12 protein-coding genes are annotated in these 14,429 nt (G+C 40.0%); 10 read left to right on the forward strand and 2 right to left on the reverse strand.

From position 1 onward, the window contains the following. The first annotated feature begins 325 nt into the window (after positions 1 to 325). The 3 genes from ACUW85_RS06685 to ACUW85_RS06695 all read left to right on the forward strand — a co-directional run bounded on the left by ACUW85_RS06685 (position 326) and on the right by ACUW85_RS06695 (position 4,656). Positions 326 to 1,921: an ABC transporter ATP-binding protein gene (locus ACUW85_RS06685; protein ID WP_182023483.1), complete on the forward strand. Its 1,596-nt coding sequence runs from the start codon at positions 326 to 328 to the stop codon at positions 1,919 to 1,921. A 147-nt stretch (positions 1,922 to 2,068) separates the two neighbouring features. Then, positions 2,069 to 3,220: a pyridoxal phosphate-dependent aminotransferase gene (locus ACUW85_RS06690; RefSeq protein WP_149256321.1), complete on the forward strand. Its 1,152-nt coding sequence runs from the start codon at positions 2,069 to 2,071 to the stop codon at positions 3,218 to 3,220. 194 nt (positions 3,221 to 3,414) lie between these two features. Next, the gene (locus tag ACUW85_RS06695) at positions 3,415 to 4,656 is read left to right on the forward strand and encodes an MFS transporter (RefSeq protein WP_182023482.1); all 1,242 of its coding nucleotides are present in this window, start codon (positions 3,415 to 3,417) and stop codon (positions 4,654 to 4,656) included. Positions 4,657 to 5,243: 587 nt separating this feature from the next. Here the strand turns inward: ACUW85_RS06695 and ACUW85_RS06700 are convergent. Both ACUW85_RS06700 and ACUW85_RS06705 read right to left on the reverse strand, forming a co-directional pair. Next, entirely contained in the window at positions 5,244 to 6,632 is a 1,389-nt protein-coding gene (locus ACUW85_RS06700; protein WP_149256323.1) for an HD domain-containing protein, read from the reverse strand. 62 nt (positions 6,633 to 6,694) lie between these two features. Then, positions 6,695 to 7,570 carry a lipoate--protein ligase family protein gene (locus ACUW85_RS06705; RefSeq protein WP_259345404.1) on the reverse strand — a complete coding sequence of 292 codons (876 nt, stop codon included), beginning with the start codon at positions 7,568 to 7,570 and terminating at the stop codon, positions 6,695 to 6,697. A gap of 166 nt (positions 7,571 to 7,736) precedes the next feature. On the opposite strand from ACUW85_RS06705, the gene ACUW85_RS06710 reads away from it, so the two are divergent. The 7 genes from ACUW85_RS06710 (at position 7,737) to ACUW85_RS06740 (ending at position 14,410) form a co-directional block, all read left to right on the forward strand. Continuing rightward, positions 7,737 to 8,189 (forward strand): DUF1934 domain-containing protein, encoded by a 453-nt coding sequence (locus ACUW85_RS06710; protein ID WP_182023480.1) that lies wholly within the window; start codon positions 7,737 to 7,739, stop codon positions 8,187 to 8,189. A 71-nt stretch (positions 8,190 to 8,260) separates the two neighbouring features. Next, complete coding sequence (gene rpoE / locus ACUW85_RS06715) at positions 8,261 to 8,839, forward strand: DNA-directed RNA polymerase subunit delta (protein ID WP_149358277.1); 579 nt, start codon at positions 8,261 to 8,263, stop codon at positions 8,837 to 8,839. A gap of 232 nt (positions 8,840 to 9,071) precedes the next feature. After that, positions 9,072 to 10,673, forward strand: coding sequence for a CTP synthase (locus ACUW85_RS06720; protein WP_182023479.1), 1,602 nt, complete (start codon positions 9,072 to 9,074; stop codon positions 10,671 to 10,673). Between the two features lie 395 nt (positions 10,674 to 11,068). Next, entirely contained in the window at positions 11,069 to 11,776 is a 708-nt protein-coding gene (gene pyrF / locus ACUW85_RS06725; RefSeq protein WP_149256327.1) for an orotidine-5'-phosphate decarboxylase, read from the forward strand. 12 nt (positions 11,777 to 11,788) lie between these two features. Next, positions 11,789 to 12,430 (forward strand): orotate phosphoribosyltransferase, encoded by a 642-nt coding sequence (gene pyrE, locus ACUW85_RS06730; RefSeq protein ID WP_182023478.1) that lies wholly within the window; start codon positions 11,789 to 11,791, stop codon positions 12,428 to 12,430. Between the two features lie 130 nt (positions 12,431 to 12,560). Further along, the gene (locus ACUW85_RS06735) at positions 12,561 to 13,871 is read left to right on the forward strand and encodes an MFS transporter (protein ID WP_182023477.1); all 1,311 of its coding nucleotides are present in this window, start codon (positions 12,561 to 12,563) and stop codon (positions 13,869 to 13,871) included. A 164-nt stretch (positions 13,872 to 14,035) separates the two neighbouring features. Further along, positions 14,036 to 14,410, forward strand: a complete 375-nt coding sequence (locus ACUW85_RS06740; protein WP_149314881.1) for a YbaN family protein — start codon at positions 14,036 to 14,038, stop codon at positions 14,408 to 14,410. Positions 14,411 to 14,429 lie beyond the last annotated feature (19 nt).

Here is a 14,429-nt window from a genome sequence, read left to right on the forward strand (position 1 = left end):
CCATTTTTGTTGGCATCCCTTATGATGCCACTTCCTTTTCATTATATACTACCAAAAGTCAGACCAATAGCGGTAGCCTTTAAATCTTTTGTAATTTTTAAAGGTTAGGAATCTTTGTCGCACTTTTGAAAGCTGTGGGCCACGAATCTACATGCCAAGTAAAAAACAAAGGTAGAAAATTGTTATAAATGATAATTGGCTTTTAATTTTTCTATAAATATGATAATATAATTAGAAAAAATGATATATTATTTTATTTTTCTAATCTTCCAATCTTTTTGGGCGCAATGTTTCGTTTGGGGTTTGTTTTGGCAAAGGGGGGTCTATGAAGAAGTATTTTAAATTATATTGGAAAGAAAATACTTTATTAATTTTCATTATTTTATTAGGGGCAGTAGCGCAAATTGTGGCTAGTGTCTTAAATGCAAATGTCTTGAATGCCTTAATTGCCTTTGATTGGCGAACCATGATAGTGTCAATAATATGGGTGACCCTTTTGCAGATTGCTTATATTGTAACTTTACTAATGAAAATACCCTATCAAGCTAAAGTTACCCAGCTAATGGTGACAGCGATTCGCAAGGATATCACCCAATCTATTGAAAAATTGTCTTATCAAGCCTTTCATGACAAACATTCATCATCGTTCGCCTCATGGTTGACAAATGATATAAATACTATTGAAGAAAATGGCTTTGCTGGAATATATGAAATTATTACCTTAACAATTACAGGTATTGGTGCCATTATTGCCTTATTATACTTCCATTGGTCAATCCTGTTATTTTCATTGATTTCTGCCATCTTTACCTTATGGTTGCCTCAATTAGTGACTAAAAGGGTTCAAGAGGCTACACTTGAAGTAACCCATGAAGAAGAAAAATTTATGCAGATTGTTACTGATACACTGCAAGGATTTGATACACTATTTTCTTATAATCTCTTATCTCGTATTACGCGTCGCATTGAAGAGGGCTCTAAAAAGGTAGCTCAATCAACCGTTAACCAACATACACAAGTCACTTATTCAGCTATTCTTGGTGCATCTGGGAATCTAATTGGACAAATTGGTGTTTGGGTCTTGAGTGCTGTACTGGCTTTTCGACAAGTTATTTCAATTGGGTCGATTTCTGCAACAGAAGGATTAAGTTTTCAAATTTTTAATAGTGTGGGGAATATAACGAATTACTGGACACAAGTTCGAATGGTATATCCAATCTTTGAAAAATTTGCGTCTATTGAACAAGTGGACCAACCTATATATGATAAATTTGTTGTAGATGAAACTGGTATTGATTTGAAAAATTTATCCTATGCTTATGATAATCAGTTTGTTTTTGAAGAGTTAGATTATCATTTTAATTTTGGGCATAAATACGCCATTATTGGGCCAAGTGGGTCAGGCAAAACCACCTTACTGAACATCTTGAATGGTAAATTAACTAATTATACTGGATCAGCTCGTTTGATGGGTAATGAGTTGAAAGCAGTTGATGGCTTTGATATTCGACAAGAAGTGATGTATTTAGATCAAACACCTTATATATTTGAAGGAACAATTCGTGATAATGTGAGTTTGAATAATGATTTTTCTGATGAAACTATTTGGGCTGCGCTCAAAAAGGCTGGTTTAGAAGCAACTGTACAAGATTTGAATGGACAGTTAGATGGAAATATCGGCGAAAGTGGACGTTTATTATCGGGCGGACAAAAGCAACGATTAGCCTTAGCGAGAGGGTTGGCTCATGGTAAAAGCATTATTTTACTTGATGAAGGGACATCCTCACTTGACCAGGAGACGGCCTTGAAAATTGAAAAAGATTTAATGAAAGATCCAAGTCTGACCGTGATTATGATTACACATCATCTACACAGCGAGATTGAAGCATCACTAGATGGTATTTTGCACTTAGGCACATGACTAATTTATAACTAAGGTTATCTTGACGGGCTTTTGCCCTTTTACAAAAAGGTTTAGAAAACGCATCACGATTTTTGGGGATAAGTGCTACAATATAGGGAATATACGGTTGGGGGACTGGCCGGTTAATGAGAGGATTTTTGTGGTATGACGATTAATGAGCGGTTGAAGCAGATTACGCCGTCTGAGATTCGGGCTTTTGATGCGCAGGTGTCGACGATTCCTGGTTTGTTGAATTTTACGATTGGGGAGCCAAATTTTGATGTGCCTGAATTTATTAAGGATGCGATGAAAGAAGCTTTGGATAAGAATTTCACCCATTATGCGGCTTCGGATGGTTTGCAGGAGTTGCGTCAGGCGATTGCTAATTTCTACCAACGTCGTCATCAACTAGACCTAAACTGGCAACAAATTATGGTGACGGTGGGGGCTAGTCAAGGTTTTATGATTACCATGATGGCCTTGTTGAATCCTGGCGATAAGGTCCTAATTCCTTCGCCGTATTTCCCACTATATGGCTATTCTTCTATTTTATCTGGTGGGGATTCGGTTTTTGTGGATACGTCTGCTGATGGTTTTGTCTTAACGCCTGAAGCTTTGGACCACCAGCTACAAGGTCATCCTGAGATCAAGTTGTTGATGCTGAATTATCCAAACAATCCAACTGGGACCACTTATTCTAAGGATCAGGTCAAGGGATTGGCGGAGGTCTTGCGGAAGTATCCGGATGTTTATGTCTTGTCGGATGAAATTTACGGGGATTTGGTTTATGAAGGTGACCACTATTCAATGGTGCAAGAGTTACCAGAACGAACGATTTTACTTGCAGGGGCATCAAAGTCGTATGCGATGACTGGATTTAGACTAGGTTTCTTACATATTCCAGCTGACCTATACGAAGAGTTGTTCAAGATTTTCCAGACCATGGTAACCTGTGTATCAACACCTGACCAGTGGGCCGGAGTAGCTGCTTATAATGACGGCGACCAAGCCATTGATGACATGAAGGGTGAATACAACGACCGAAGGAAGATGATTGTGGACCGGATGACAGCTATGGGATTTGATATCCCGCATCCAGCTGGCGCATTTTATGTATTCCCCCGCATTCCAGCCAAATACGGTGATGATGACCAAGCCTTTGCTCTAGATCTAGCTGAAAAAGCGAAAGTCGGTGTCATTCCTGGCTCAGCCTTTGGACCTGGCGGCCAAGGTTACTTCCGTTTCTCTTATGCCGCGGCCTACGAGGATATTGCCGTAGCCATGGACCGGATAGCAGCCTTTATGGAAGTATTATAGAAAAATAAATAGATCAAATAAAGTCGGGGCCACTGGTCTCGATTTTTTGTTTCGTCAAAGTGGGTTCCAATTTGTTTGGAAAATGAATATAAGTTGCCTGTACATGCCCATTTGAACGGCTTAAATATCGACAGGGAAGGCTTGGTCGAGTAAGATGGAAGACGAAGAAAGTTTGAAATATGGGGGAGATTTCCATGAATGAAATCAATGAACAAGCAAATAGAAACTGGGTAAGGGATGTCGCTTTATTCCTAACCAGTCAGGGGATTTCCTTATTCGGCTCATCCATCGTACAATATGCCATCATGTGGTATATTACGATTGAAACCGGGTCCGGTGTTATGATGACTTTGTATATCATCTGCGCCTTTTTACCAACCTTTTTACTGTCACCAGTAACAGGGGTCTGGGCTGACCGGTTTAACCGAAAGCAATTAATCATGTGGGCTGATGGTGGGATTGCGGTAGCAACGCTTATTTTAGCCTTGTTGTATATGCAGGGTTACCAAGAGATTTGGATGTTACTGATTGTAGCAGCTATTCGTGCCTTTGGCGCAGCCGTCCAAACACCGGCAGTGGGTGCTATTTTGCCACAAATCGTCCCTAAATCAGAATTAACTCGGATTAACGGCCTCAATTCCTCAATTCAAGGGATTCTAAACTTCGGGTCGCCCTTGATATCAGCGGGTTTGCTAGCAGCCTGGCCACTATCTTACATCTTCCTGGTCGATGTGGTTACAGCGGGATTAGCGATTGTCACCATGTTATTTTTGAAAGTGCGGACCCATGACAAGGCTAGTAGAAACCAGTCGGCGTCCTATACTGCTGACTTTATGTTGGGTGTCCGCTACGTCAAAAACCATGACTTCCTAAGAAACCTATTCATCTTCTTCGGAATCTTCATGTTACTAATCGCGCCAGCCTCCATGTTACCGACTTTAGTTGTGACAAGGACATACGGAGACGAAGTGTGGCGGTTGTCAGCTATTGAAATTGCTTTCTCAGTTGGGTTCGTCTTAGGTGGCGGTTTGATTTCTTGGTGGCAAGGATTTCCCAACCGAATCAAGACCATGGCCTTGGGTTCCTTTATCTTGGCGGCCTGCACCTTGGGATTAGGTTCGACCAGCAACTTCTGGTTGTATGTCGTCCTGATGGTCATTACAGGGATTGCCGTCCCTTTATTCAATACCCCATCTATGGTTTTGATTCAAGACCATGTGGAAGAAGCCTATCTAGGTCGGGTGTTTGGGGTCATGTCTATGATCAACACCGCCATGATGCCTTTAGGAATGGCCTTGTTTGGCCCCTTAGCTGATTTTATGCCCATTTCTTATATCCTATTATTCGCAGGATTTGCCTTAGTCATCCTGTCATTTGGCTTTTTGCGGAATAAAGCTTTGTTAGAAGCAGGGAAACCAATAGCTAAAGTGAAATAAAGCAAGGTGTGACAAAAGTTATTTAGACTAGACGCGATGGACCAAAAGCTAAACCATTACTGCTAAGTAATTGGCGTATTTTGGGAAGTGTCGGAAGAGTTTGACTTTTTGAAACCCAATTATAAGCGAGGTTTCATAAGTAAAAGAGGTCGAAACGATTGTTACGACCTCCACGTATACAAGAGTAGCGATTTGCTGCTCTTTTTTATTTGAAAAATGACTTAGTGGTTTTTACGCTGAAATAGCTTGTATAGGTCATTCGTGGCAATCACTAGAAATGCTAAAACAAGCACATTGACAAAGGGTGACGTAATCAAGCCAAAGAGGGAAATGATATACTGGCTCACCGCAACAACTACTACAAGCGTGATAGTCAACTTCGAATCCTTGATAAAAAATTCCTCCTTAATTTTAAGCTTATTTGCTTAAGACTAGTTACTTAAAACTATTTATTCAAAATAGCTTTGACTCTTTCTGGATCCCAATGTGGTACTTGGTTTGATTGTCCAGTATCCAAGCCTTTCAGTTCATTATATTAAGTAAATAACAACATCTTATTCTATCTGAAGGCTAGATAAATGTATCCACTAAAATTCATCTACCAAGTTTTCGTCTAGTGGTGTGATTTTACCTGTTTTGGTCATGGCGTGGATTTGCCTCAGGATAGGTTCAAACAAGGTAATGTTGTCACGGTTTTTCCCATAGAATAATTCATTTGGTAAGAATAATCGTTCATCTCCGCGTTGTTGACCAGTAAAGGCTGCAATTAAACTTGAAGCTTTTGACAATTCGACCATGTGGCCATTTTTCTCAACTAATTCAATTTGCGTACGTGGTTTCTCGGCACTTGGTCGGTAGAAATCATACGGTAAATCAAAGCGCGAGTTCATAGCAACATAGTATTGGATGTCGTAGCCTAATTTGCCCACTAAGTCGATCAATACTTTCACGTCTTCTTGGTTTTCAACCTCGTTATAAGTGACTGACTTAAATGGTTTACGGTTAACAAAGCGGTCAGCTAAGTCCCGCAAGACTGGGTCTTCTGCATAAAAAATCCAGTGTTGGAAATAGGTTTGTAAGACCCCATCATCTAGGCGCAGGTAGTCTTCTAATGTCCAGTCCTGAGTAAAAAATGGTTCTAAGAATGAAGCGTGGGTATCACGACTGGTAAATTCATTTTTTGTCAGAAATATTTCTTGAGCTCTTTTTAACAGATGGTGGAGTAGCGTTTCCATCCCTCTTGAAACAGGGTGGAAGTAGACTTGCATGTACATTTGATAACGACTAGTGATATAGTCCTCCACTGCATGCATACCGTTGTAGTCAAAACGAATACCATCTTTATAAGGGTGCATCACTCGTAGAATCCGGCTCAAATCAAAGTTCCCGTAATTAGTGCCAGAGAAGTAAGAGTCACGGAGTAGATAATCCATTCGGTCAGCGTCTATTTGACTAGAAATCAACTGAACAACTTGCGGATTTGGATATGTTTTATCAATGACAGACGCTACTTGTCTTGGGAAATTAGCTGATACCCCTCGTAAAATCTGGTTGACCTCAGTGGCTTCTGACAAAATGATTTCTCTTGTCATGGTTTCGTGGTCAGTATTGAAAATATTCTCAAAGGTATGGGAGAAAGGTCCGTGCCCAATGTCGTGTAAGAGTGCAGCACATAAGACGACCAATCGCTCACTATCGTCCCAAGCGCCACCATCTTCAACGGCATAATTTCGTACAAATTTATCACAAATCTTTCGAGCAATTTCATAAACACCCAATGAATGGCTAAACCGTGAATGTTCCGCACCGTGGAAGGTATAAGAAGCCGTCCCCATTTGTTTGATTCGGCGTAGGCGTTGCATTTCTTTAGAATTAATCAGGTCCATAATTACCTGGTGTTGGACGTGAATGTAGTCGTGCACGGGGTCCCGAAACACCTTTTCGGGTATGCGTTTACTCGCTTCTGCAATACTCATAACAGTCTCCTTTGTCAAAATCTGTCTTTCTATATTTATACGTGAAGGCGGGCGGTTTCTATCTATTGATTTGCTAATATATCGTAAAGGACTTGGTTTCGTTTCTGCATTCGTTCGATATAAGTCGCCGTATCTAAAGCCTCTTGACTTCGTTTGTCTAATTCAACCCCAGCATCCGCAATCACCGTTAACAGGTCATCGACAAATTTTTCGACCGTATCGATAGGCGCAAAGTCGGACAAGTTGGCCATAATACTAGGGTTCACGTTTGGATACCGGCCTCTTTCATCTTTAGCTGCTTGACCGGATTCGTACATATCAGCTACTAATTGGCCGCGACTGGTTTGATCACCAGTAATCGACATGTAAAGGTAAATACCTACCGCATGTCCAATCCGACGTTGGGCGATGCCGGCTACTTTTTGACCGTTAATCGACACGTCAAATTTCCCCGGACAGTACGAGGTCGCTACTTCCCCTACTTCCAATGTAAGTCCATGTTCATCCATCATTTCTTGTAGAAGGGCAACAATGAATTCATAGGCTTGGTCAATAGTGAAAGCGTGATTTTGCGTATCCATTAATAGGGTTAAGTTCAAGACATTTGGGTCAGATACCACCGCTAAACCACCAGCAGGACGTACTATTGGCAAAATGGCTTGGTCCTCATACAGCCAAGTCACAGCCTGATTAAAGTCTGGTAGCCTAGTGTCCAATCCTCCAAGAATAACAGTTGGGCGGGTTGGCCAGAAATGAATGGCTAATGGGGCTTCAAAAGTTTCTTGGTTGATGGCATTCAAGATGGCATCATCAACCGCAAAGGGTAGCAAGGCTACATCTGCCTCTTCTAAACTATAGGCTTGATTATTTTTAGTAATATCTTTATAGACCGCCATAGTCAGCGGTTTGTCGCCTGTTTTAAAGTTGTCAAACATCATGTGATAGTCCTTCCCGCTAATTTGTCTATATTGTACCATAAAAGTAGCTGTTTCCCCTATTTGACGGCGGTTTCAAAGGTATCTAATCTTTGAAGTATAAGCGAATCGTGTTAGAATAGGGGAGGTTAAATATACAAGAAAAATTGTAATTAGAGGAGGTTGCCAAATGGCAAATGCTGGTAAACAAGCAATCCAGTTAAATGTTAAAAACTATATCCAACAAGATCGTGATGGCCAACAAGTGCAAGAGGAATTTACCACTAAAACAAATGGTTACTTCTATGAAGTAGGCGAGGCTATTTATGTAGAATATGAAGAAAAAATCACCGAAAACATCGTAGCGGTTCGTTTAAAATTTGAAGCTAACGATAAAGTGACTATCCGTCGTCAAGTGAACGGTACAGAAACGACAATGAATTTAGTCAAAGGTAAAAAAACCGATATCCTCTACCATGTGACAGATGCACAAGCAATTACTTTCCAAGGACAATTAAATTTACTTAATGTAGACCAAAACGATGCGGATACCTTTAATGCCCGGATGGCATACAACTTATACCAATCTGAAGAAATGATTGGTCAATATCAAATCGAATTGCAAACAAGGGTCCATGTGTAGTAATATATAATGGATATACTAGACGATTAATCACAAGTGCGTTGGTTATAAGGCGAAAGGATGAACTAGTAGTGGAATTAAAAGGATTTGCTGGTCAAAACAAAGAACAGTTATCAATGGTTGAAGTCGCATACCAAATTTTAGTAGAAACGAATAATGTATTCGAGTTCAATGATTTATTAGCTGAAATTCAAGACTTCTTGAATATGCCACAAGATGAATTAGAAAGCAAAATGGCGACTTTCTATACAGAAATGAACTATGACGGTAGCTTTATCTCTTTAGGAGACAACCGTTGGGGCTTACGTGAGTGGTACGCAGTTGATTCAATCGATGAAGAAATTGTTTCGTCAATTGATGATGACGATATCAAAGCTAAACACAAAGGTAGCAAGAGTCTATTGGCTTCTGTTGAAGATGATGACTTAATTGACTACGCGTCTGACGACCCAGAAGATGTGGACTACGTTGAAGACGAAGAAGATTACGATGACGAAGAAGAAGATGAAGAAGACGAAATTTCAGCTTACTCTTCTGATTTAGGTGAATTAGGCGACGACGAGGAAGAAGAAGATCTTGAAGATGGTCTTGAAGGCGACCTTAGCTTAGTTGACGAAGATGATGATGAGGAAGACGAAGATGACTTCTAACAAAGATTTCTAAACCTCTATAAAAAACATGTTGTTTTTCCTTGACTCGAATAAGTAAATGAATTATTATTCTTTTTGGGCACTTTAGTTTCGTTACTAAAGTGAGATGAACACGTTACTCCCTGTCTTTCCTAGGAAAGATGGGGATTTTTTTATTTTTTCTAAGGAAAATAGTTATCCGCATCTCCCTTCTTATTGTAAGCATAAAAATTTTTAGAAAAGGAAGGATATCATGACAAAGTATATTTTTGTAACCGGTGGGGTAGTTTCTTCAATCGGTAAAGGTTTAGTAGCAGCATCTTTAGGACGTTTATTAAAAAATAGAGGTTTAAAAGTAACCATCCAAAAATTTGATCCATACATTAACGTTGACCCAGGTACTATGAGCCCTTATCAACACGGGGAAGTATTTGTATTAAACGATGGAACTGAAACTGACTTAGACTTAGGTCACTACGAACGTTTTATTGATATCAACTTAAATCAATACTCAAACGTAACAACTGGTAAAATTTACTCAGAAGTTATCAACAAAGAACGTCGTGGGGACTACTTAGGGGCAACTGTCCAAGTCATTCCACACATCACTGACTCAATCAAAGATAAAATCTTACGTGCAGGTGATACAACAGGCGCTGACGTCGTAATCACTGAGGTTGGTGGGACTGTTGGGGATATTGAATCAACACCATTCGTTGAAGCATTACGTCAAATGCGTTCACAAGTTGGTGCTGACAACGTTTGCTACATCCACACAACTTTACTACCATATGTCGCAGCGGCTGGTGAGTTGAAAACAAAACCTACGCAACACTCTGTGAAAGAATTACGTGGTATGGGGATTCAACCTAATATCTTAGTTGTACGTTCAGAGCACCCACTACCAGACGGTATGACTGCAAAAATCGCACAATTCTGTGACGTTGAAGAAGATGCCGTTATCGAAAACCGTGATGTAGAAACAATCTACACACTACCATTGCGTCTACAACAAGAAGGTTTAGACGATAAAGTATGTGAAGTATTAGGTCTAGACGAAACACCGGAAGCAGACATGCGCGAATGGCGTAACCTTGAAAACCGTGTACTAAACCTATCTAAGAAAGTGAAAATTGCTTTAGTAGGTAAATACGTATCTCTTCAAGACGCTTACCTTTCAGTAGCTGAATCATTACGCCACGCTGGATATGCTCACGACGCTGAAGTTGATATCGACTGGATTGACTCTGAAACAATTACTGCGGAAAACGTACAAGAGATCCTTGGCGATGCTGACGGTATCTTAGTACCAGGTGGATTTGGTAACCGCGGTATCGAAGGTAAAATCCAAGCCATCAAATACGCACGTGAAAACAATGTACCATTCCAAGGGATTTGTTTAGGACTACAAGTGGCTTCTATTGAGTTTGCCCGTAACGTATTAGGTTACACAGATGCCAACTCTACAGAAATCAATCCAAACACTGAACACCCAGTAATCGACTTGATGACAACACAATCAGGACTAGAAAACTTAGGTGGGACACAACGTTTAGGTTTATACCCATGTGCCCTTAAAGAAGGTTCTAAAGCACGTGAATTATACAACGATGAAGCCTTAGTTGAAGAACGCCACCGTCACCGTTGGGAATTTAACAATGCTTACCGCGAAGAATTCGAAGCAGCTGGTATGGTCTTCTCTGGAACATCTCCAGATGGTAATTTAGTTGAAATCGTAGAAATTCCAGAACACCCATTCTTTGTGGCATCTCAATTCCACCCAGAATTTATTTCACGTCCAGACCGTCCGCAAGCAATCTTTAATGGCTTTATTGGCGCTGCCTTAGAAGCATAAGTAATAATAAGATAAAAATGAAAATTATCCGTTCTTTTTGTACGTTTCGTATAAAGGAGCGGATTTTTTATTGGTACGATAGTTGATATGACAGTCTTTAATAATAATTGTAAATATTTTATTAAAATATGTGTTGACTCTAACTTTCTAAGTCGGTACAATAGCCAACAGAGTAAAAACAGGGGAAACTGCACTAGCGTAAGGATGCCCTGCACATAAGAGCTGTTCGCTCACAAGAATAACCATTTTATTTTGTCAGTGAACAAATTTTAAAACCAGCATCCGCTAGTATATAATCAGCAACCTTGTTTCGTTGTTGGTTATTTTTTTTGCCCATTTTTAGATAAATGAGAAAAAATGAAAAGATAACAGAAAAATATGAGAGGAAGTGCCATGTGGATCCAAAGAAACCAATTATTGCCTTAGATTTTCCTAATCAAGAAGAGGTATTTGCGTTCCTTGATCAGTTCCAAGGTCAACAATTAAATGTAAAAGTAGGTATGGAATTGTTTTATGCTGGTGGGACAGCTTTCTTAAAAGAGTTACAAGCAAAAGGCCACGACATTTTCTTAGATTTGAAATTACATGATATTCCAAATACTGTTGAGCGCGCAATGGCCGTTTTAGCCAGTACTGGTGTTGCAATGGTCAATGTACATGCGGCAGGTGGGAAAGAGATGATGCAAGCAGCCCTTCGTGGTTTAGAGGCAGGTTCGACAGGTAAACGCCCTATGTTAATTAGTGTTACTCAATTAACGTCCACTTCTACTGAACAAATGAATGAAGAACAAGGTATTCCAGGTGAAGTATTGGATTCAGTATTGCGCTACGCTAAATTAACGAAAGCAGCGGGCCTTGATGGTGTGGTTTGTTCACCACTTGAAGCAGCAGCTATTAAAGAGGCTTGTGGGGAAGACTTCCAAACGATTACACCGGGTATCCGTTTAGCTACTTCTGTTGCGGATGACCAAAAACGAATCATGACGCCAAGCCAAGCAGCTCAAGGCGGTTCTGACTACATCGTGGTGGGACGACCAATTACACAAGCGGATAATTCAAAAGTCACTTATGACCAAATCACAGCTGATTGGTCTGGACAATAAGGAGGGTGCAAGATGACAGTAGAAAAAGCGGATTTAGTAGCACAAAAATTACTAGAGATTAAGGCAGTAAACTTTAGCCCTGAGGCACCATATACTTGGGCAAGCGGACTTAAAGCCCCGATTTATACAGATAACCGACTAATCATGTCATACCCGAGTGTGCGTTCAATAGTGGAAGATGCTTTGGCTGAATTAATCAAAGAAAACTTCCCTGACGTAGATGTGATTGCAGGGACAGCAACTGCTGGTATCCCACATGCTGCCTTTGTAAGTGAACGCTTAGATTTACCAATGATTTATGTGCGCTCTTCTGCCAAAGACCACGGTAAACAAAATGCCATTGAAGGTGCTTTAGAAGCGGGCGCAAAAGTAGTGATCATTGAAGACTTGATTTCAACAGGTGGAAGCGTCATTACAGCAGCAGATAAAGTTCAAGAAGCAGGCGGAGAAGTTATTGCAGCAGTAGCTATTTTTGACTACTTATTAGCAGCAAGTAAAGAAGCCTTTGAAAAAGAGGGTTATCCTTTGATGACACTAACGAATTACGTGAAGATTTTGGATTACGCAGCGAAAGAACCTAAATTATCACCACATTATGACAAGTTGATGGAATGGTACAAAGACCCTAAAGCTTGGTCTGAAAAACACGGTTAAGTTGACCTAACCTACTATACAAATAACAGCTTTACCAGATTTATGTCCTTATTTTTTTTTTTGCCCAATTTTATTTTTAAGGTGATTAAATGAGGGAATTACACCAGTTTTACCAAAATGGAGCACAAAAATGGAAAAAACAATCGAAAAAAATACAAGAGAAGAGGCATTACAAGCGGAAGATCACAAATTAAACAAATCGCAACGTAATGCCTTGATTGCTGCTATTGTTGCGTCAGGGACAGATGATTTAAACGTGATGTTCTTATCATTTTCAATGTCATCTATCATCAGCCAACTAGGGATTTCGAGTGTAGCTGCCGGCTGGATCGCGACAATTACCAACTTAGGGATGTTAGCTGGAGGTTTACTATTCGGTGTCTTAGCTGACCGTTGGGACAAAATGAAGGTTTTCTACTTAACGATTCTAACTTTCTCTATCGCAACAGCTTTAATCTTCTTCACGCCAAATATTCAATACCTATACCTATTACGCTTTATCGCGGGTATCGGGGTTGGTGGTGAGTACGGGGTAGCCATCTCGATTATGGCCGGACTTGTTCCTGCTAAACAATTAGGCCGGATTTCATCCTTGAACGGGATTGTCGGCCAAATCGGCTCAATTTCATCAGCTTTACTCGCAGGTTTTATCGTGCCAACGCTTGGTTGGAGAGGCTTGTTCCTATTCGGTATCTTACCAATCCTAGTGGTGGTATGGGCGAAATTAACTATTAAGGAAGATGAATTAGGGATTAATACAGATGAAGTCACAGAAGACTTAGTAGGTATTAATAAAAATGAAAAACCTTCTATTAGCGAATTATTTAAGACACCAGGGCAAACCTATCAAACAATCATCTTAATGGTGATGACAACTGTTCAAATCGCTGGCTACTTTGGCATGATGAACTGGTTACCAACAATCATGCAAGAACAAGTTGGTGTGACGGTTTCTGGGTCATCTACTTGGATGGTAACGACAATCTTGGGTATGTGCTTGGGAATGCTGACATTTGGGCAAATTTTAGATAGATTAGGTCCAAGATTGTCTTATGGTATGTATTTAATTGCATCAGCAGTTTCAGTGTATCTGTTCACTTTTACTAATTCAGCTATGACCATCTTAATCGGAGGCGCTATCGTAGGTTTCTTCGTAAACGGCATGTTCGCAGGCTATGGTGCAATGATTTCTCGTTTGTATCCATTTAAAGTGAATGCCATCGCCAATAATACTATTTTGAATGTTGGACGTGCAGTGGGTGGTTTTTCATCAGTTATCATTGGTTTTATCTTAGATGCTTCAGGTGTAGGTATGGTAATGCTTTTCTTAGCAAGCCTTTATCTAGTCAGCTTTATCGCCATGATGAGCTTGCCACAACTAAAACAAGCGAACTATGAACAACATCAATTAAATATTCGTCATAAGGCGCTAGATAAGTAATACAATTTGGTTCAAGATTGATAATAAAATAAGACATATTTTAGAGGGTGTAACACAAATGTTGCACCCTCTTTTTAGTATTTGGATATTTCATTGACGGAATAAATATAATTTGGTAATTTGAGGTAGACCTATCATGTGAATGTTTTCTCAAGAGGTGAGGGATGGAAATGAGGACTATTAAAGAAAAGGTTTTTCTAATTTTGGGTTTGTTAAGTGTGGTCCTAGGGAGTGTAGGAGTCATATTGCCCGTTCTACCGACAACCCCTTTCTTGTTGCTTGCTGGCTGGTTTTTTACGCGAAGTTCACCGCGATTTAAAAACTGGTTAGAATCTACTCGTTTATATGAACGGTATGTTGGCGAATTTAAACGACAAGGTGGTATCAGCAGGCGCAAAAAAATTCATATCCTAATGACAACTTATCTTGTGATGGGTTTATCAATGTTACTTATGCCATTAAGAGGTGTACAAATTTTTGTAGGCGTTTGCGGTTTAGTTTTTGGTTACTGTCTACTATTTAGGGTGGAAGAGGTTTAAGAAGTTGGAGGCTAGTGAT

This window comes from Aerococcus sp. 150760013-2, assembly GCF_053627715.1.

Coding starts and splice junctions, on each gene's coding strand:
- ACUW85_RS06685 (WP_182023483.1), top strand. CDS start 326: ATGAAGAAGTATTTTAAATTATATTGGAAAGAAAATACTTTATTAATT.
- ACUW85_RS06700 (WP_149256323.1), bottom strand. CDS start 6,632: ATGAGTATTGCAGAAGCGAGTAAACGCATACCCGAAAAGGTGTTTCGG.
- ACUW85_RS06720 (WP_182023479.1), top strand. CDS start 9,072: ATGACAAAGTATATTTTTGTAACCGGTGGGGTAGTTTCTTCAATCGGT.
- ACUW85_RS06710 (WP_182023480.1), top strand. CDS start 7,737: ATGGCAAATGCTGGTAAACAAGCAATCCAGTTAAATGTTAAAAACTAT.
- ACUW85_RS06740 (WP_149314881.1), top strand. CDS start 14,036: ATGGAAATGAGGACTATTAAAGAAAAGGTTTTTCTAATTTTGGGTTTG.
- ACUW85_RS06690 (WP_149256321.1), top strand. CDS start 2,069: ATGACGATTAATGAGCGGTTGAAGCAGATTACGCCGTCTGAGATTCGG.
- pyrE (WP_182023478.1), top strand. CDS start 11,789: ATGACAGTAGAAAAAGCGGATTTAGTAGCACAAAAATTACTAGAGATT.
- ACUW85_RS06695 (WP_182023482.1), top strand. CDS start 3,415: ATGAATGAAATCAATGAACAAGCAAATAGAAACTGGGTAAGGGATGTC.
- ACUW85_RS06735 (WP_182023477.1), top strand. CDS start 12,561: ATGGAAAAAACAATCGAAAAAAATACAAGAGAAGAGGCATTACAAGCG.
- ACUW85_RS06705 (WP_259345404.1), bottom strand. CDS start 7,570: ATGATGTTTGACAACTTTAAAACAGGCGACAAACCGCTGACTATGGCG.